This window comes from Faecalibaculum rodentium (assembly GCF_001564455.1).
In the GTDB taxonomy this organism is placed as follows: Bacteria; Bacillota_I; Bacilli_A; order Erysipelotrichales; family Erysipelotrichaceae; genus Faecalibaculum; species Faecalibaculum rodentium.
The window spans coordinates 2164200-2183346 of record NZ_CP011391.1 but is presented as its reverse complement, the minus strand read 5'-3'; the positions used below and the strand labels follow the sequence as shown (position 1 = coordinate 2183346).

The window sequence follows — 19147 nt, the reverse complement described above, 5'->3', positions numbered from 1 at the left end:
TTATGCAGACATTCAAGTATTTTGTCTCTTTCTACAAACCCTACAAAGGAATGTTTTTCCTGGACCTCTTCTGCGCTGCGGTGATCTCCGCCGTCGACATCGCCTTTCCCCTGATCTTCGGCTGGTGCACCGGCACGCTCTTTCTTGAAGGACCCGATGCGATTTACCATGGACTGACCTGGCTGATTCCCGCCATGCTCGTCATGTACATCGTAAAAGCCGCCTGTCGCTACTACGTAACCTGCCAGGGCCACATCATGGGTGCGAAGATGGAAACCGACATGCGGCGGGATCTCTTTGAACAGCTCCAGAGGCTGTCCTTCGGATTCTACGACCGCACCAACACAGGAACGCTTACGAGCCGCATTGTCTCGGACCTCTTCGACATCTCCGAACTGGCACACCATGGGCCGGAGAATCTGTTCATTTCCCTGATCAAGATCCTCGGCTCCTTCGCCGTCATGCTGTGCATCAACTGGCAGCTGGGTCTGTGCCTGGGGGCCGTGACCCTGGTCATGCTATGGTTCTCTGCCGTCCAGAACAAACGCATGGAAGCCACATTCGCGGACAACCGGAAAAAAGTCGCGGGTATCAATGCCTCGGTGGTGGACTCCCTGGAAGGGATCCGCGTCGTGCAGAGCTTTGCAAATGAACCCCTGGAGCTGCAGAAGTTCGGGAAAGCCAACGAGAACTACCTGAAATCCAAGGAAGCCAATTACCGCGCCATGGGTGCCTACTACACCGGGAACCACTTCTTCCAGGGCCTCCTGTACGTGACGATCGTCCTGGCAGGCGGTCTGCTTGCAGCCCGCGGCGAGATTTCCATCGGCGAACTCGCAACCTTTGTCCTCTACGTCAATGTCTTTGTCTCACCCCTGGAGATCCTGATCGAGCTTACCGAAATGTTCCAGAAGGGTTTCTCGGGATTCCGCCGCTTTGAGGAAATCATGAAGGAGGTCCCGGATATCCAGGACGCACCGGATGCCGGAGAGCTCCGGGATGTCAAAGGCGATGTCTCATTCCACGACGTGTCCTTTGCCTACGAAGACGGCGTGCCGGTTCTCGAGAACATTTCCTTTGATATCCCTGCCGGCCGCAACGTGGCCCTGGCTGGACCCAGCGGTTCGGGGAAGACCACGATCTGCAGCCTGATCCCCCGTTTCTATGACGCGACCGCGGGGGAAGTGCTGGTGGATGGCCAGAATGTGAAGGATCTGCAGCTGCATTCCCTGCGGGATGCAATCGGTGTCGTCCAGCAGGATGTATATCTCTTCGATGGCACCATTGCGGACAACATCCGGTACGGAAAATGGGATGCGACAGAGGAGGAAATCATGGATGCCGTCCGCAAGGCCAACCTCCAGGACCTGATCGACTCCCTCGCTGATGGTCTCGAAACACAGGTGGGCGAAAAAGGCACACGGCTCTCCGGCGGACAGAAGCAGCGGATTTCCATTGCCCGTCTTTTCCTCAAAGACCCGAAGATCCTGATCCTCGACGAGGCGACTTCGGCTCTCGACAACGAAAGCGAAGCCGTGATCCAGCGCTCCCTGCGGGACCTCGCCAAAGGCCGGACCTGCCTGACCATTGCCCATCGCCTGTCGACGATCCAGAACGCCGATGAGATCCTGGTGATTGATGATGGCGGCATCGCCGAGCGGGGCACTCATAAAGAGCTTATGAAGAAAAATGGCATCTATGCCCGATACTGTCGGATCCAGTTCGAGAATGCTGGCGGGGATGCCGATGGGGGCATCAGAGAATGATAAAAAGAATACGACTGCTTTCTGACAGGTGGTTTTTCCAAGACCTGGTGAATGAAACTGAAGATGGTTAATTATCTGAAACAGAGCTGCATTTTAGGAAAGGACTGGGCTGGCGCAGCAGTAGAAAGGAAAGGGTGAAGGACATGGATGAAGACAAAGCCGAGATTCTTGATTTATCGGCAGGTCGGCTGGACTGGGGGAAATTGTGCCGGTTCAGAAAGAAAACGTAAATATACAGTTGGAACGACTGCGTATATGGTAGAGCTTCCGGATTCTGTCAGAGATTTGAAGAATCAGCAGCCATACATGAATAATCGGTTTTCTGAATAGGCTGGCTGTCATATTCATCAAAGTATCGAAATTGCAGTACAGAGAACCTTCCTGGCACCGTATCAATATGGAGATAGAGAAGTTGCTCTGGCAGCCTGTTACGATTTCGCCAATGATGGGGTGGAACTGTACCCCATGAAGTGCCTGCATTCTGCAGATCCCTTTTCAAGTCGGCAGACCGCAAAAGTGACTGTTTCCATTCTGTATGAAATGATGCGTGATTTGGGAGATGGATTTCTGACTCATCAGGCTGTTGAACACTACTGGAATATGTTTGTTATAGATTATCTGATTGGTAATTATGACCGTCATCTTGAGAACTGGGGTAAGGACCTTGATGATCGTGGTGTCCGGTTTCCGGTACCTGTGTATGATTGTGGCTTCTCTTTGCTGGCGCTGGAAAGTGATGAGGAGCTGGCCGGCCTGATTGGTCAGCCGGGGGTTACAGGAATATTCATAGATATACACAACATTGTACGGTGAGAAAACCGGGAAGCGGACAGCCTTCAGGTTTTTTGAAGCACCAACTCCGGATTTGCAGCGAACCATTCTGGAAATTGTTCCCAGGATTGATCGGGCGGCGATTTTCCAGATCATTCAGGCCTCACCCTATATGTCGGTAATTCGAAAGCAGGCCATAATTGAGTCCATCAAAATGTGGTACAACCAGGTAATTCTGCTGGCCTTCATCAAATTGAGATATTCGGAACTGACGGTGAAAGAGAGACTACTACTGCTGAGCCAGGCTAAGAACCGTAATAATGCAGATATGCGGAAATATGGATATATTCCGTTAAACGTGAGCAATTGAAGAAACTGAAAAACGGCGCAGACCTACTGCATCCAGGAAAGGATTGGGGACTCTGTGCCGATTTTACGTTCAGATATAGATATTTTCTATATTCGCCCTATATACTGAGCGTTCATATTCCTGGGCTTCACATGAGTGATAAAAGATGTTTGTTTTGTAACTGACATAAAACGTGCGCTTTTTGGTGTTACAGTCTGAGTAAACGAGGTGAGCAGAATGGAATGGGAATTATTGAATCAATTGAAGGCTGCATGCAAGGGAGCGATAGCAAAGGCTGATCAGGAAAGCAACAAGTATCTTCCATTGTGGATGCATATGACAGATACAGCCGGGATTATGATCAAACTCTATGAACACCGGGTTTCTGACCAGGAAAAGGAGTTTTTTATACAGCAGGGTGTGGACAGTGGCAGACTGTACAGACTCTTCGCCTTATGCGGGATGCTGCATGATCTGGGAAAGGAAACCTGTGTGTTTCAGTCCATGCTTCTGGAAAAGCTTAAAGGATATGCTGGTTTTCAGGGGCACACCTTACCATACAAGAGATTTGGTGTCTCCGATTATCTTCATCATTCACGATCCAGCTTGCTGATTCTTGTCAGTCTGGGATTTTCAGAAGCATTTGCATCTGTCCTGGGCGGACATCATGGAAGATCGCAGGATGCCCTTACAGGAGAGCCCATTCAAAAGGCGAAAGAAACAATCAGCCAATACCCGGTGGCTATGTATGGATCCCTCCAGGAGAAGGAATTCTGGCAGGATGCCTGGAAGGAAATTGTGGAAACAGTCTGCAGGGTATGCGGGATCAGTCGCAGTGAGATACCAGATTTGAGCCTGAACGCCTGGCTGCTGCTGTCCGGAATCCTGGTGGAAGCAGACTGGATCAGTTCCAATACAGACTATTTTCCGCTGATCCCCGTCAGTGAAAACCCAGGAGAAGATATCTATCCAGACAGAATTGAGAAGGCATGGAATGATCTGGCTCTTACCAATGCATGGCATAAGCATGGAGCAGAAATGTCTTGCGAGGTCTTTAAGGGGATGTTTGGATTCTCTCCGAATCCTGTACAGGCAGAACTGATTCAGATTGTTACCAGCTGCTCTGATCCCGGGATACTTGTGATCGAAGCCCAGATGGGTGTCGGAAAGACCGAAGCGTCTCTTGCTGCTGCAGATGTGTATGCTGACAAAAGAGGAAGTGGAGGGATTTATTTTGGACTTCCAACTCAGGCTACTTCCAATGGACTGTTTCCCCGATTTGAGGAATGGGCTGCAGAGGTATCCCAAGGTGGAAAGCAAAGTTTGAAGCTGGCTCATGGAATGGCAGCATTCAATGAAAAGTATAGAAAGATCCCCCATGGAACAGCCAGACTGAATGAAGATGAAAAAAATGATGAATCTTCGCTGATTGTTCACGACTGGATGCAGGGCCGCAAAGTAGGGATGATGTCGGACTTTGTGGTCGGAACAGTGGATCAGGGATTAATGACAGCCCTGAACCAGCGACATGTGATGTTACGGCATGCCGGAATCGCCGGCAAGACTGTAATTATAGATGAAGTTCATGCCTATGATGCCTACATGAATATGTATCTCGAAAGAATGCTGGAGTGGCTGGGCAGCTACCATGCCCCGGTCATTTTACTGTCAGCTACTTTGCCTCAATCCCGTCGGATAAATCTTATACTGGCTTACCAAAGAGGGCGTTTCGGCAAGAAATATCAGGAGGAAGGGAATCCGGGATGGACGACAGTTGCCGGTTATCCACTCTTTACATGGACAGATGGGAAAGAAATAGACTGCAGGTCCCTTATTCTGGAGGGAAAGGGGCAAAAGGTCACGATTATAAAAGAAAAAATCTTATCAACAGAAGATGGAGAGCAGAAAGTATACAGCATTCTTGAGGAGCAACTTGGTGATGGAGGAGTTGCAGGTATCATCGTCAATACTGTTAAAAAAGCACAGGAGCTGGCTCATTACCTTCAGAAGGCACTTCCTGGGTGGCAGATCATCCCGTTTCATTCCAGATTTACTTCGCTAGGCAGAGCCAAAGTAGAAAAGGAGGTTCTGTCTCTCGCAGGAAAGGGGACAGCCGAATCCAGACAAAAAATCAGGGACAGGCTGGTGATTGTGGGAACACAGGTCATTGAACAGTCTCTGGATGTGGACTTTGATCTGATGATCACAGAACTCTCTCCAATGGACCTGCTGCTGCAGCGAATTGGACGTTTGCATCGACACAAAGACAGGGTTCGCCCTAAAAATCTGGAAGAGCCGGTCTGTCATGTGCTTATCCCAGGAGATAAAAAAACAGACAGATCTGTTTCTGCGGTATATAGCGACTGGTTGCAGTATCAGACCGAAAAACATCTGCCGCAGAGTATTGATATTCCTGAGGATATTCCGAGACTGGTGAATGCTGTCTATAAGGATGCAGACGAGTCTGACCAGCTACAGGAAGAACAGGATAAATATCATAATTATCTGAATGAAGAGAAGGGAAAAGAAGATAAGGCAGAAATAGCCATTCTTGCTCCTCCATATAAGAAACTGCGTATGGACCATGGAATCAATGGCCTGAAAATTTCAAACGCAAAAACATCGGAAGAACGGGGACTGGCAACGGTGAGGGACATTAAACCCAGCATCAGTTGTATTTTGCTAAAGGGAGAGAAGGCAGGTGCATTCCGGCCTGTAGACGATGAACACATGCTTTTGAAATCAGATCAAAAGCTGAGCTTCCGGGAGGTGCAGACACTGCTGAAGGAAGTAATTTCACTGCCGATATCAATTCCTTACGAAGCTGCCGAAACAGAACTGGAACAGACAACAAAGAACAGATTTCCTCTATGGATGGACAACCCGATTATGAAAGACAGACTGATTCTGGTTATAAATGAGAAAGGCGACGCTGAACTGGCTGGATTCAATCTTCATTATTCAACTGAGTTTGGACTGGAAAGCCGGAAGATTCGGTAATCACTGAATTGCCGATCAGTGCTGGGATATAATGGCTGCAGGCAGCCCTTATATCCCAGCACTAGCCGGGGTGATCCGTAAAATAACGGAAGTTGCCACTTATCCCTGCACTTGCAGGGTTTAGGAAGTTCGCAACTTCCTTTTTTTTAATTGTATTTTCTGTTGTCATGGTTTAAAGAGAGGTATATGATGAGGTTGCAACGATGAAAGGGCTTTATAAATTATCCATAACACACAGAAAAAGAAGACCCTTAATTTCGTTACACCAGAAACACGAAAGGAGGTCAAAAATTGACAGAGAAATGTTTCAATCTCGTGGATTCTCCCTGGATTCTGGTTAAAGACCAGGAAGATCATACTGAAGAGGTATCGCTGGAAAAAGTTCTGACCAATGCTCAGGACTATCGCGACCTCGCAGGCGAGACAGCTGCGCAAAATGCAGCGGTCCTCCGCCTGCTGATTGCCATCAATCATACCGTTATTACCAGAATGGATTCCCCTGTGGAAGATGAAGAGGAAGCTCTGGACAGATGGGAAGAAATCTGGAAAGATGGCAGACTCCCGGAACAGGCAATCAAAGACTATCTTTCCAGGTGGAAAGATAAATTCTGGCTCATTGATCCGGAAGGAGGGTTTCTCCAGAGCAAAACTGCAGAAATTGGGACTGATTACAAAGCCTCGAAACTTACTGGCGACTTATCCGAATCCAATCACAAACTTAGGCTGTTTCAGCTGCGGTCTGGTGAATCGAAAGAAAGTCTGACGATGGCTGAGGCAGCAAGATGGTTGCTGAATGTAAACGCTTATGATGACACCAGCGCCAAAGCAAAAGGAACACAGCCAAATGGAGAAAAATTCCCTTCCATTGGTGCAGGCTGGCTGGGGAAACTGGGACAGATTTATGCCTATGGCAGCAATCTGTTCGAAACAATCATGCTGAATACCGTTCTCCTGAAAAGCGATGATTCCATCTGGGGAAAAGACAAGCCCTACTGGGAAGAGCAGGAAAAAGTAAGACAGCGTCAGGAGATTCGGATGCCTGACAATCAGGCAGGGCTTCTGACATTTCCCTCCAGACTTCTTCTTTTGAAGGAGCAGAATGGACGGATTACGGGATTCAACTTGCTCGGAGGAGGCTTCTTTGAGAAGACGGACGCATTCAATGAGCCATTCACGACGTGGCGTCCTGTCAAGGGAAAGAAAAATGAGCCTGTGCATTTCGTTCCCCGCAGACATGATGCAGCCAGGCAGATTTGGCGGGATTTCGCTTCCATTGCCGGATTTGGAAGAGAAAAGGAAGGTCAAGAAATACATCTTCCGGGGATCGTCCTTTGGATAAAAACTTTGCAGGCAGAGAATCTGATTCCAGATTCCCAACCCATTGAATTCACCATGCCGTTTGTCCAGTATGGTGACAAAGACTTCTTTGTCACAGATACAAGCACACAGTCTCTGATGATGTATCCCAAGCTGCTGACAGAAGCCGGGAAAGAATGGAGAACCATTATCGAAGAGGAAATCAGCAAAATCGATACTGCTGCTTATGATACCGGAATCCTGGCGCAGACCGTTGCAGAGGCATCCGGAGATTCCGGAGAATCGGTAACCAAGTTTGCAGTCAAAGGAAGAGCTCTTGCCTATGAAAATGCAGATGAGCCGTTCAGAACCTGGCTGGCCACTTTGAATCCGTCTACGTATGAAGATGAAGAAGCAAGACAGGGAAAACGGGAAGAACTCCAGCGGAAACTCAGAAACTGCTTCCTCAGACTGGAATGTACAGTGGTTGGGGTTCCGCCGGTGAATGCCTTGTTTTCCAGGCAAGTCATGAAAGGTGGGAAGATGGTGAGAGTCTTATCCGTACCGGAGGCGGAGATGAGATTTGAAGCCCAGATTAATAAGCTGTATCCGAAAATCACTCAAAAAGAAGGTGGAACAGAATGACAAAAAGAAGTGAAGTGGCCAGATTTGTGGCTCACCGTATTGGATTGATTGAACATGGCAGCAGTCCAGGAGATGCCAAAGCAGAATTGGCGAATCTTCGTCGCGGGCTGGGAAAGCAGCCCGGGGAACTTCCAGAACTGTGGGGCTCTTTTCTGGAGGATATTCCTGGTGGGCTGGTTGGAAAGGGAAAGAAACCATCGGCAGCTGAAAATGCCATTTATACAGCCATGACTTTATACGCCCTGGCCCAACAGGGAGCCGATCCGGCGATTCACAGTGCCAATCAGAAAGATATTACTCTGGGCAGAGCTGCAGGACGATATGCAGGTGCTGATGAAACAGACAGAGAGCGAATGGAGCGGAGACTCAAATCGATCCTGTCCTCTGAAACTGTGGAAGATATGGGACATGGAATCCGCGGCATTATCCAGCTGATCAGAGACAAAGATATACGCCTGGATTTTCCCAGGCTTGCAGCAGATTTATATACCTACTCATTTCCTGAAGGCAAAGAACAAGTGCGTCTGGAATGGGCGCGGGATTTCTACCGCAGGGAAAAGACCGATACCAAAGACAATCAGGAAAAGGAGAATAACTGACTATGAATAAAAAAAGAATTTATGTAGATGTCCACTGCCTTCAGACTGTACCCCCAAGCTGTGTCAACCGGGATGACACAGGCTCTCCTAAAACCTGTATTTATGGGGGAGTGACAAGGTCCAGAGTTTCCAGCCAGGCCTGGAAAAGAGCCGTCCGCGAAGAGTTCCGCAATCTGCTGCCTGCAGAAAGCCGTGGTGTACGAACCAAAAAAATTGTCGAGATGGTGAAAGAAGAAATTTTGAAACTTAAGGACACAATGTCTCCTGAACAGGCAGAGAAAGATGCAGAGAAGGCATTGGTGAATGCAGGGCTGAAAATCAAGTCAGCAGACAAAGGGACAGATGCCCTGATGTTCATGAGCCGCCGCCAGGCAGCTGCACTTGCGGATCTTTCGGTAAATGGCGAGAGTGATAAGAAAAAATACAAGGCTGCTCTGGCAGCAAACCCCTCTGTCGATATGGCTCTCTTTGGCCGCATGGTCGCCAGCGATCCCAGCCTGAATTATGATGCAAGCGCTCAGGTGGCACATGCCATTTCTACACATAATGTGAAAAATGAATATGACTATTTCACGGCGGTAGATGACATGTCACCTGAAGACAATGCGGGAGCAGGTCACATTGGTGTCAATGAATACAACTCAGGAACTCTGTACCGGTATGCGACTGTCAATGTCATGGAACTGTACCGCAGCCTGGGTCTGGAGACGCCTGAAGCAGTCAAAGCATTTGTGGAAGCCTTTGTAAAAAGCATGCCTACGGGAAAGCAGAACTCCTATGCCAACAACACCCTTCCCTGTGCTGTTTATGTTGCTGTTCGTGAAGACCAGCCTGTTTCCATGGTGGGGGCTTTTGAAAAACCTGTTCCGGCAACATCCAATGGATTTGAACACGAATCGGAAACCCGTCTGGAAGAATATGCCGAAAAAGCCTACAAGCAGTTTGTGAAAGAACCGTTTGCTGCGTTTGTATCCGGAGAAGGGCTGGAGAAGCTGGGTGATTCCAAACCGTTTGATCAAGTCCTGGATGAACTTGAAACTGTTGTGAAGGATCTGCTTCCGACAGGAGAAGAATAATGTTTACTCTGCTTTTGCGGCTGGCCGGCCCGCTGCAGAGCTGGGGAACAGACAGCCGGTTTGAGGTCAGACGAACAGAATTCTATCCTACCAAAAGCGGTGTTCTTGGTCTGCTGGCTGCAGCCCTTGGAAGAAGACGCGATGCAGATGTCTCAGATCTCGCAAAACTGAAATTCGGCATTCGAATTGATCAGCCAGGGGTATTGATGAATGATTTTCATACTGCCAGAAAAGACGAGAAGACATCTTATATTACTAACCGTTACTATCTTAGTGATGCTGTATTTGTCGCCGGCATATCCTCGGAGAACAGACAGTTTCTGGAAGAACTCCAGCAGGCAGTTAAGTCTCCTGAATATCCTCTGTTCCTTGGCAGAAGGTCCTGTCCCCCCTCCCTGCCGATGGATCTGGGAATCGTCGACTGCAGTCTGAAACAGGCTTTGGAAGAATGTCCATGGCAAGGTACAGGTTCTCCTGACAGGCATGACAGAACGATTATCCTGGAAGGGCCGGCAGGAAAACTTGCACGACGGATCATGGATGAACCAGTTTCTTACGACATTCGGCATAGAAAATACGAGTCCAGAATCGTGTCAGAATATCCTGCTCCCTGTTTTGAAGGTGAAAACGCAAAAAAAAGAGACTATCCGGACTTTGAGCACGATGCTATGGCAGAATTGGAGGATTTACATGATATTGACAAGAATTGAGCTGGATCCCACGAAACGGGCAACGATCATGGCTCTTTCCAATCCAAATCGTTTCCATGGCGCTATTGAAAAAAGCCGGAGCGTTGAAGGCGAAAGAATCCTCTGGCGAATTGATGAGTTAAGAGGAAAAAAGTATTTGATGATTCTCAGCCCAAGTACTGTGGACAGTCAGCTTCTGGCCAATCAGTTCGGCTATCCCGGCGAATCTCCCCAGCAGAAGAACTACGATCCACTGCTGGAACGTATTACGCAGGGAAGTGTCTGGAATTTCAGGCTGACAGCCAATCCGACTTTCAGTTCCCCGGCAGACAGAAAGGATCCTCAGGGCCGTGGCAAGGTCAAAGGAGAGATTTCCACGACTGTGCAGCTGAAATGGCTGGAAAGAAAAGCGGAAGCCAATGGGTTTTCCCTGAAACCAGACCAGTTTGGTGTGGTCGGTTCCAGGTGGGTAACGTTTAAAAAGCAGGCAGAGAGACGCAAAGTCTCCCTTACGCAAGTTACCTATGAGGGCGTACTGACTGTTACAGATCCTGAACTTTTTAAGAAAGCTCTTGTTGACGGGATTGGACGTGGAAAGGCTTATGGGATGGGGCTTCTCACTGTGGTGACTCCTCATGCCTGACCCTGGACCGAAAGGTGCATTGCGCCCTGAACTTCAGGAACTTCCGAAAATCAGTGACCGCTGGACGTTTCTTTATCTGGAACACTGTACAGTTTCCCGAGAATCCAATGCCTTGAGAGCAGAGGACCAGAATGGATATGTGCTGATTCCTTCGCATTCGTTCCTGGTACTCATGCTCGGGCCGGGTACTCGTGTTTCTCACAGAGCCATGGAGCTGATTGCTGATTCCGGGGTGACGGTGATCTGGGTAGGAGAAGCGGCAACGAAGTTTTATGCAGGCGGTCGGCCGCTTTCGGCAAATTCCGCATTACTGCAGAAGCAGGCCAAACTGGTTAGCAATCAAAGGCTTCATATTCAGGTAGTCCGTAAAATGTATTCCATGAGATTTCCGGGTGAAGATGTAGAGGGATTGACGCTTCAGCAACTCAGAGGGAAAGAAGGAAGTCGTGTCCGGTCACTTTACAAGAAGCTGTCTGAGGAATGGCATGTGCCCTGGAATGGACGAAATTATAAACCTGATGATTTCGACAACTCAGATGATGTCAACAAGGCTCTGTCAGTTGCCAATACTTGTTTGTATGGGTTGGTTCATTCAGTGGTAGCAGCTTTAGGGCTGGCTCCTGGACTTGGATTTATTCATGTAGGGCTGGATAAGTCATTTATCTACGATATTGCAGATCTGTATAAAGCTGAGTATACAATTCCTCTGGCCTTTGAACTGGCGGGAACCGGAACAAAGAATATAGCCTGGGAAACCCGAAAACGCGTGAGAGACGAATTTTACGAGTCACATCTCATAGAGCGCATAGTCAAGGATCTGCAATGGCTGTTGACAGATACAGATGAGGACGCCGACAGCGGAAACGATGAGGGGACTCTTTGTCTTTGGGACGGAAATCGCGGATGTACGGAAGCCGGCGTTCAGTATTTCCCGAGAAAAGAAGGAAAGCGTGAAGGCTGATGATCGTTGTAACTGTTTCGGTCTGTACGCCATCGTTGAGAGGAGATTTGACCAAGTGGCTTTTTGAAATTGCTCCAGGCGTTTATGTGGGTGACGTTTCTGCCAGAGTCAGAGACCGGTTATGGGAAAGAATCGGAAAGAATATCGGTTCAGGCAGAGCTTGTATGGTTTATGGCGTGAGGAGCGAGACCCACTTTGCTTTTAAAACAATTGGAGAGACCTGGGAACCAACGGATTTTGATGGCATTACATTAATGAAGCATCCATTAAAATCAAACAAGGCTCAAAAGGCGGATTCAAAAAAGTGGGAAGAGAGCTGTAAAACAGGAAGCCAGAAAAAGGCTGGCCGTTCTATTCAATCATCACTGCCAGGCAACTATGTTGTTCTGGACCTGGAAACTACTGGACTGGATCCGCTCAAGGATCAGATTATTGAAATCGCCTTGATCAAGGTTGTCGATGACGCCGTTACTGAAGAATTTCGGAGATTCATTCAAGTTCGTGGAGAAGTATCGCCATTTATTGAACAGTTGACCGGAATAACGAATAATCGGCTAAAAGCCGAGGGTATAGGATTAAAACAGGCTTTAGAAGAATCACTGGATTTTATTAGATCAAATCCGCTGGTTTGTCATAATGCAGACTTTGATCTGGGATTTCTGAGAGAGGCTTGTGTAAAAGAAGGAGTTCCGTTTCCTAATTACAGAGTTTTCGATACACTTAATCTGGCACGACAAAAAATAACCGGGATCAAAAATTACCGGCTAAATACTCTGATTGACTGTTTAGGACTGATGCCTCATCCTTCTCATGAAGGATTAGCCGATTGCCTGGCTGTACACAGCTTACTGTGTGAGTTAAAGAAAATCGGCTGTGGTAAACAGGAGAAGCCCTTTACATAAAGGGGTTATTTAGACATGTCCCCGCACCCGCGGGGGTGATCCCATTCAGGCATACGACTATCCGGAAGCGGTTGCCATGTCCCCGCACCCGCGGGGGTGATCCTTTACTGCATTGAGCGTGAATTGGGCGTATTAACATGTCCCCGCACCCGCGGGGGTGATCCCATCGGCACTCACAAGTGCCGGGCAAAAGGCTACATGTCCCCGCACCCGCGGGGGTGATCCTCCTTTTCCGTTCGTCGTCTTTGATCGTGTCGCCATGTCCCCGCACCCGCGGGGGTGATCCGTAATGCCGGACCTGGCTGCTATCTCACGTTGTCATGTCCCCGCACCCGCGGGGGTGATCCTTCAGCCAGGTACTCTTTCCCGATTTCGATATACATGTCCCCGCACCCGCGGGGGTGATCCTCCGCTATCCAGAACTGGAACCAGACAAGGAAACATGTCCCCGCACCCGCGGGGGTGATCCTCCAGCTTGAGGCACCGCATAAGCCACATGAGCCATGTCCCCGCACCCGCGGGGGTGATCCCAGCGGTTGCGACGCTTGCCGCGGTAGCCAGGACATGTCCCCGCACCCGCGGGGGTGATCCTAGCAAGCAAGGGGTTTATGTACACATAAATACCATGTCCCCGCACCCGCGGGGGTGATCCTCGCAGATCCGTGCATGGGACAGGGGTTGGTTGCATGTCCCCGCACCCGCGGGGGTGATCCGCTCTGTTTTGCAAGTTTGCAGGCTGTTGCCAACATGTCCCCGCACCCGCGGGGGTGATCCGGGGAACCGCAATGAAGGGGACGCCACCAGAAGCATGTCCCCGCACCCGCGGGGGTGATCCCTTCTGCAAGTCCGGACGCATTGTAATGTATGCCATGTCCCCGCACCCGCGGGGGTGATCCGGCCATCAGGCTCAGGTCCCCGCGTCTTCTGGGCATGTCCCCGCACCCGCGGGGGTGATCCGCAGCGTTTTAATCGCTGCTTGTGAATGTTTGCCATGTCCCCGCACCCGCGGGGGTGATCCTACCCTCGGAGGTCTGCCGGCCTTCGTTGGGGGCATGTCCCCGCACCCGCGGGGGTGATCCTACTTACTGAATCGAAGTCAAGCGCATGTCTGGCATGTCCCCGCACCCGCGGGGGTGATCCGAAGGCAGCATCATTGCGCAGTGCCTGGGTATCCATGTCCCCGCACCCGCGGGGGTGATCCTCAAAGCCCGCATCGGCCACTCACCGGATGAGCCATGTCCCCGCACCCGCGGGGGTGATCCTGACGAAACAGGAAGCGGGACGCCAGTATTTGGCATGTCCCCGCACCCGCGGGGGTGATCCTCCGTACGCAATCAATCCGCGGTAGTCTGCCTGCATGTCCCCGCACCCGCGGGGGTGATCCTTATCAGAACAGGAAGCGAAGCGGCCGCGTCGCCATGTCCCCGCACCCGCGGGGGTGATCCCACGCCATGCTCAAGAAGACGCTGGACTATGTGCATGTCCCCGCACCCGCGGGGGTGATCCCCTCTTTTGTCCCTCGGGACACCGAAATCGAGACATGTCCCCGCACCCGCGGGGGTGATCCTGCGGTCAGAGGACTGATTGAAAATGTATCCCTCATGTCCCCGCACCCGCGGGGGTGATCCCTCAAAGATGGAGTCGAACTGGCTGATGAAGCGCATGTCCCCGCACCCGCGGGGGTGATCCCTGGGGGATTTTTTTGTGCTTAATCGGAGAGACCATGTCCCCGCACCCGCGGGGGTGATCCTATGCCCTGCACAATGACCGGAGCAGCCAGAAACATGTCCCCGCACCCGCGGGGGTGATCCTTCGTCCAGACTGATGGGCAATCCTGAGGTCAACATGTCCCCGCACCCGCGGGGGTGATCCTGGGAGCAGCGGCATGGCGAAAACCCCTACATGCATGTCCCCGCACCCGCGGGGGTGATCCCTTTGAAACGACGCTTACTGCACTCAGGGAAGACATGTCCCCGCACCCGCGGGGGTGATCCTCAAGGTCAACGCCCTGCACACAATCTTGTCAACATGTCCCCGCACCCGCGGGGGTGATCCCTGTCCCGGAACATCAAACAGTGCGCACGGCTTCATGTCCCCGCACCCGCGGGGGTGATCCCGTGATCCCGGCGCTGACGGCGTTCATCGACTTCATGTCCCCGCACCCGCGGGGGTGATCCCAAATCCAGAAAGCAGGAGGAATTGGAATCATCCATGTCCCCGCACCCGCGGGGGTGATCCTAACCAAGGCCGAGGCAGCACCACTGCTACAGCCTTGTCCCCGCATCCGCGGGGGTGATCCTCTATCCAGCCGTATTTATCCATGCAGTAGTCGCTTGTCCCCGCATCCGCGGGGGTGATCCTTCGGGTCCAGAATCTTTCCATCGTTGATAACACTTGTCCCCGCATCCGCGGGCGTGATTTTTCCACGAGAGCAACCAGAACTTCGAAATCATCACTTGTCCCCGCACCTGCGGGGGTGATCCCTCGACAACATCGCGTTCTCCACTGATTCCAAACTTGTCCCCGCACGTGCGGGGCTTTTTTTCATTCATGGACCTCGCATGCGAGGTCCACCCTTGGATCAGTGAAACTTAGATGGGGCCGTTCCGGCCCCTGTTATATTTATCTTGCCGGAGCTGGTGAGAGCACGATACACATTTATTCCATGCGGACTTCTCACACAGTCTTCATGAGATTGTTTTTTTATAAGTCGCCGTTGATCTAAATAGTATCCCTGGGTAGAAATTCATCACGAATATTCTGAACATTTTGTATAGGCTGTCGGTTTTTTCTCGACAAGTTCAATGGATGGATCAACTTCCACTCCGGCATTTTTTTGTTTGAGAGGAGTTTTCGACCATGGCTGTTCGTAACAGAAAACCGGTCTGTGTCGGTTTGGATGTCCATAGAAATAATGTCTGGGCCTGTGTGACCTTCAAAGATCCGGCCAAAGGGAAAGACGGGCTTGTGTTCGTCACCAAAAAATTTGACTCAAATCATACAGATCTTGCCTCAATGTGTGAATGGATCTATACAACTCTTCCGGATCTGGAAGACAGAGCGATAGATGTTTATATGGAATCGACCGGAAAGTATTCCACCCCTGTTTTTGATGTCTGTGAGGAAATGGGATTGAAACCCCATATCGTCAACCCAAAGCATGTCCGGACCATAGCCGGACAAAAAACGGACCAGAAAGACTGTGCCTGGATCGCTGAACTTGGGGCCAACGGTCTGTTGAGAGAGTCATATATCCCGGTCCGGGAGCTTCGGGAATCCAGAAGGCTCTCACGGTCCAGAACTAAACTGGTACAGGAAAGAGGGGATACGATCCGAAGGATCCGGAATATTCTGACAGAAGCGAATATCCGTATGGATCTTGTTTTTTCCGGGATCGAAGGAGAGTCGGCCCGAAGTGTGATCGAATACCTGCTCACGACAGAGGAACCGGATTTGGAGGAAGTGAAAAAGCGGATACGGAAAAGCTGCCGGATCATGCGGTTCTCCACCCATAAAGAGCGCAAAGAAAAAGAAGAAGAACTTCGCAAAGCATTCGCTGGTGCAAAGTTCTCCTCCGTCCAGAAATTCGAGCTTGAAAATGCGTATGAAAGAGTTGACCGACTCACTGCGCAAATCCAACGCTACGAACAAATGATGACGGAAATTCTCGAACCATTCAAGTCCTATCTTGATTTGCTTGATTCCATCCCGGGAATCTCCGGGCTTTCGGCGATGCAGATACTAAGCGAAACAGGAACAGACATGGGACAGTTCAAGAACGAGAAGCACTTCATAAGCTGGTGTGGACTGTGCCCTCAAAGCAATCAGAGCAACAACAAACATAAATCGGTCAAAATTGGAAAAGGCGGATATTATCTAAAGCCTGTGTTGATTCAATGTGCTCTGAACGCAGTGAAGCACCCATATTTCAAGGGGAAGTATGAGGCTATCGCAGCCCGACGCGGTAAAAAACGCGCATTGATTGCGATTGCGAGAAAGATGATGGTTCTTGCCTATCATATGTTCCAGACAGGTGAATATTTCCAAGAGAGAAAGAAACAGATCCCGGCGGTATTGGAAAAAGAACAGAGTGAGCGGGAACAGAGTATGGAGACATCAGCAGAGGCAACAGATGCTCCGGCAATTATCAGGACCGCAAAAGAGATCGTAGAGATGCTGCAGAATACAGATGATGAGATGAAACACAAGATAGAGCAGTTACTGGCCCAGATAGGAATTGCTCAATGTGAATATCAAACTGGAGCGATATCAACGATTTAGACAATATGTAAGCATTCAGAAAATTTAAAAAACCTCCCGAGAGGAGGCCTTTTAATCGTGGCTTTCATTTTATGAGAGTTTCACATTTCATCTGAAAAAAGCGGCCTTTCCGGCCGCCTACATCGTCCTCACTATGATCCTGTCAAACTCCGGCAGCACAAACGGAAGCCTGTACTCAAACCTAACCGGGCTGCCCACCTCGATCTCCTCGTTCAGAACATCCGCGAACACGACCTGCTTACCCTGCATGAACAGGATATTGAACTGAGGCGCCAGTGGCTGCTCCATAAACGCATCCGTCGGAAGCCGCCCGCTGATTATATCGTTGTCCTGCGTAAAGTCCACTTCCCATTCATGCACCCTGTCGTCAGTCTTGAGATATCCCGCTTCAGCGGTCCCATACTCCATCTGCGCCGCCAGGGCATCTTCCAGAGATGTGCCGTCAAAAGCCGCGTAGCTGTAGACCGTATCAGTGCTGTTTGTCGCCGGAAAATAGGCGGCGCTTCTGGCAGTGTTGCCTGCCCGCAGATACAGCGTCTGAGCGCCAGTCTGCATGGGAACGGTTGTTTTCTGCCTGATGGTGATGACAGTCATATCCTCATTCTGGAATCCGCCGATGATTTCCGGTGAGAACAGCTCATTGGGATCTGCGCTTTGCCATACCTCTGAAGGAGTATATAGTTCCGCCAGTTCCTTCTGCGCCTGCCTGTCTTTCCATGTCAGCCCTGCCAGTGCCAGTGCGACAAGAAGCAGTGGAATCAAAATAACTGCTGGCCGCAATTGCTTCATGATATCCTCCCCGCTGTACAATAATGGTATGCAAAAAATCAAGGATATGACCGGGAAATCCCGTGCCCTTTACATTGTGATTTCTGCCCTTTGTCTTGCGCTTGCCTGCTGGGCTTGCACCAGCACCCTGCGAACCTGGGTCCAGGTGGCTTCCGTAATCATCATGATGGCCTCGGTCCTCATGATCATTCTGCTGCTCATACCACGGGCAGGGGCTGAAAAGTCCCAGGATTCTCCCTATGCCCCACAGCTTCAGCAGCTTGTCCTGCTGAATCATGACGGGCAGGAGAAGCTCAGCCGCATCCGCCAGCTTGTGGACACTCTCTTTGGCGCCGGCTCCCTGACCGCTGCCAGATTCTCCGGTGCAGCGCAGTCGGCTCTGTCCGTTCTTGCAGGCAATGTGGACCAGGGCCAGCGGGCTGTGGCAGCCTTCGGCAGTGATTCCCCCACAAAAGAGAGGGAACTCGTATTCAGCGGCTATATCCGTGAATCCCAGTCTGTCCTGGACCAGCTGGACAGGCTGCTCCTGCTCCTGGTGCAGTATGATCAGTCCCAGGACCATGATGCCGAAAGCGTCACAGCGCAGCTGGAGGAAATCACCTCAACTATCCACTTATATGAACATAACTGACGTTTCTGAGCCTGCCATCTGACAGGCCCTTTTCATATTCTCTTCCTACTTGAGCGTGCTTCTCGTCCAGTTCACCGGCTGCACCCCATGCGCTTCCAGAAACTCATTCGCCTTCCGGAAATGCCCGTTCCCGAAAAACCCACGGCTTGCCGACAGGGGACTCGGATGCGGCGACTCCAGCACCAGATGATTCGGGTTGTGGATCCGCTCCTTTTTCTGCCTCGCCCGGCTGCCCCACAACAGATACACGATCGGCTGATCCTGCTTCTCCAGCTCATCAATGATTTCATCCGTAAACCGCTGCCATCCCAGCTTCTCATGGGACAGCGGCCTGCCTTCCTCCACCGTCAGGATCGGGTTCAGAAGCAGCACCCCGTCCTTCGCCCAGTCCTCCAGGTTGCCGTCTCTCGAGAACGGCACCTGGTATTCATTCTCCAGCTCCTTGTACATATTCCGCAGGGAAGGCGGGATCTTCACCCCGTGATTCACCGAAAACGCCATCCCATGCGCCTGGCCCTCACCATGATAGGGATCCTGCCCAAGGATCACCACCTTCACATTCTCCTTCGGGGTCTTCTTGAGCGCCTCGAAAATCTGCTCCTTCGGCGGATAGATCTTCTTCGTCTTGTATTCCCGGGCCAAAGCCCAGTCCAGGTCATTCAGATACTCCTTTTCCTTCTCCCGCTGGATCAGTGCATCCCAGCTGTTGTTTGTGATCGTCATAGCCCCATTATACGGACCTGACTATA

General features: G+C 50.6%; 15 protein-coding genes and 1 CRISPR repeat array. Of the genes, 13 read left to right on the top strand and 2 right to left on the bottom strand.

What is annotated here, in order from left to right; translation table 11 throughout:
* Positions 1–2 precede the first annotated feature (2 nt).
* From aalo17_RS10635 to aalo17_RS10580, 12 genes are all read left to right on the top strand, one after another.
* The gene (locus aalo17_RS10635) at positions 3–1766 is read left to right on the top strand and encodes an ABC transporter ATP-binding protein (protein WP_067559306.1); all 1764 of its coding nucleotides are present in this window, start codon (positions 3–5) and stop codon (positions 1764–1766) included.
* Between the two features lie 450 nt (positions 1767–2216).
* A complete protein-coding gene (locus aalo17_RS10630) occupies positions 2217–2579 on the top strand; it encodes a HipA domain-containing protein (protein WP_145907679.1) in 363 nt (120 codons plus the stop codon).
* Positions 2580–2631: 52 nt separating this feature from the next.
* Entirely contained in the window at positions 2632–2907 is a 276-nt protein-coding gene (locus tag aalo17_RS12980; protein ID WP_203225820.1) for a hypothetical protein, read from the top strand.
* Between the two features lie 216 nt (positions 2908–3123).
* Positions 3124–5886 (top strand): CRISPR-associated helicase/endonuclease Cas3, encoded by a 2763-nt coding sequence (locus aalo17_RS10620; RefSeq protein ID WP_082743384.1) that lies wholly within the window; start codon positions 3124–3126, stop codon positions 5884–5886.
* Between the two features lie 291 nt (positions 5887–6177).
* Entirely contained in the window at positions 6178–7827 is a 1650-nt protein-coding gene (casA, locus tag aalo17_RS10615) for a type I-E CRISPR-associated protein Cse1/CasA (protein WP_067559295.1), read from the top strand.
* The gene (casB, locus tag aalo17_RS10610; protein WP_067559292.1) at positions 7824–8426 is read left to right on the top strand and encodes a type I-E CRISPR-associated protein Cse2/CasB; all 603 of its coding nucleotides are present in this window, start codon (positions 7824–7826) and stop codon (positions 8424–8426) included. The genes casA and casB overlap by 4 nt, the downstream gene beginning before the upstream one ends.
* Before the next feature lie 2 nt (positions 8427–8428).
* Positions 8429–9502, top strand: coding sequence for a type I-E CRISPR-associated protein Cas7/Cse4/CasC (cas7e, locus tag aalo17_RS10605; RefSeq protein ID WP_067559289.1), 1074 nt, complete (start codon positions 8429–8431; stop codon positions 9500–9502).
* On the top strand, positions 9502–10212 hold the full coding sequence (cas5e, locus tag aalo17_RS10600) for a type I-E CRISPR-associated protein Cas5/CasD (protein WP_067559286.1): 711 nt from the start codon (positions 9502–9504) through the stop codon (positions 10210–10212). The genes cas7e and cas5e overlap by 1 nt, the downstream gene beginning before the upstream one ends.
* A gap of 28 nt (positions 10213–10240) precedes the next feature.
* Positions 10241–10834, top strand: a complete 594-nt coding sequence (gene cas6e / locus aalo17_RS10595) for a type I-E CRISPR-associated protein Cas6/Cse3/CasE (RefSeq protein ID WP_236940475.1) — start codon at positions 10241–10243, stop codon at positions 10832–10834.
* Entirely contained in the window at positions 10827–11795 is a 969-nt protein-coding gene (gene cas1e, locus aalo17_RS10590) for a type I-E CRISPR-associated endonuclease Cas1e (protein WP_067559281.1), read from the top strand. The genes cas6e and cas1e overlap by 8 nt, the downstream gene beginning before the upstream one ends.
* Positions 11795–12697: a type I-E CRISPR-associated endoribonuclease Cas2e gene (cas2e, locus tag aalo17_RS10585; RefSeq protein WP_067559279.1), complete on the top strand. Its 903-nt coding sequence runs from the start codon at positions 11795–11797 to the stop codon at positions 12695–12697. The genes cas1e and cas2e overlap by 1 nt, the downstream gene beginning before the upstream one ends.
* Positions 12698–12711: 14 nt before the next feature.
* Positions 12712–15180: a CRISPR direct-repeat array (repeat unit 28 nt; unit sequence CATGTCCCCGCACCCGCGGGGGTGATCC).
* 376 nt (positions 15181–15556) lie between these two features.
* Complete coding sequence (locus aalo17_RS10580) at positions 15557–16978, top strand: IS110 family RNA-guided transposase (RefSeq protein WP_067555742.1); 1422 nt, start codon at positions 15557–15559, stop codon at positions 16976–16978.
* A gap of 117 nt (positions 16979–17095) precedes the next feature.
* Here the strand turns inward: aalo17_RS10580 and aalo17_RS10575 are convergent, their stop codons facing one another.
* Positions 17096–17767 (bottom strand): hypothetical protein, encoded by a 672-nt coding sequence (locus tag aalo17_RS10575; protein WP_145907673.1) that lies wholly within the window; start codon positions 17765–17767, stop codon positions 17096–17098.
* Between the two features lie 28 nt (positions 17768–17795).
* Between aalo17_RS10575 and aalo17_RS10570 the strand changes: the two genes are divergently transcribed.
* Positions 17796–18398 (top strand): hypothetical protein, encoded by a 603-nt coding sequence (locus tag aalo17_RS10570; protein WP_145907669.1) that lies wholly within the window; start codon positions 17796–17798, stop codon positions 18396–18398.
* Between the two features lie 45 nt (positions 18399–18443).
* Here the strand turns inward: aalo17_RS10570 and ung are convergent, their stop codons facing one another.
* Positions 18444–19121: a uracil-DNA glycosylase gene (ung, locus tag aalo17_RS10565; protein WP_067559271.1), complete on the bottom strand. Its 678-nt coding sequence runs from the start codon at positions 19119–19121 to the stop codon at positions 18444–18446.
* Positions 19122–19147 lie beyond the last annotated feature (26 nt).

Excerpts from the sequence above, each read along its gene's own strand:
- aalo17_RS10635 (WP_067559306.1), top strand. The coding sequence starts at position 3 with ATGCAGACATTCAAGTATTTTGTCTCTTTCTACAAACCCTACAAAGGA.
- aalo17_RS10620 (WP_082743384.1), top strand. The coding sequence starts at position 3,124 with ATGGAATGGGAATTATTGAATCAATTGAAGGCTGCATGCAAGGGAGCG.
- casB (WP_067559292.1), top strand. The coding sequence starts at position 7,824 with ATGACAAAAAGAAGTGAAGTGGCCAGATTTGTGGCTCACCGTATTGGA.
- cas7e (WP_067559289.1), top strand. The coding sequence starts at position 8,429 with ATGAATAAAAAAAGAATTTATGTAGATGTCCACTGCCTTCAGACTGTA.
- cas5e (WP_067559286.1), top strand. The coding sequence starts at position 9,502 with ATGTTTACTCTGCTTTTGCGGCTGGCCGGCCCGCTGCAGAGCTGGGGA.
- cas6e (WP_236940475.1), top strand. The coding sequence starts at position 10,241 with ATGGCTCTTTCCAATCCAAATCGTTTCCATGGCGCTATTGAAAAAAGC.
- cas1e (WP_067559281.1), top strand. The coding sequence starts at position 10,827 with ATGCCTGACCCTGGACCGAAAGGTGCATTGCGCCCTGAACTTCAGGAA.
- cas2e (WP_067559279.1), top strand. The coding sequence starts at position 11,795 with ATGATCGTTGTAACTGTTTCGGTCTGTACGCCATCGTTGAGAGGAGAT.
- aalo17_RS10580 (WP_067555742.1), top strand. The coding sequence starts at position 15,557 with ATGGCTGTTCGTAACAGAAAACCGGTCTGTGTCGGTTTGGATGTCCAT.
- aalo17_RS10575 (WP_145907673.1), bottom strand. The coding sequence starts at position 17,767 with ATGAAGCAATTGCGGCCAGCAGTTATTTTGATTCCACTGCTTCTTGTC.
- aalo17_RS10570 (WP_145907669.1), top strand. The coding sequence starts at position 17,796 with ATGCAAAAAATCAAGGATATGACCGGGAAATCCCGTGCCCTTTACATT.
- ung (WP_067559271.1), bottom strand. The coding sequence starts at position 19,121 with ATGACGATCACAAACAACAGCTGGGATGCACTGATCCAGCGGGAGAAG.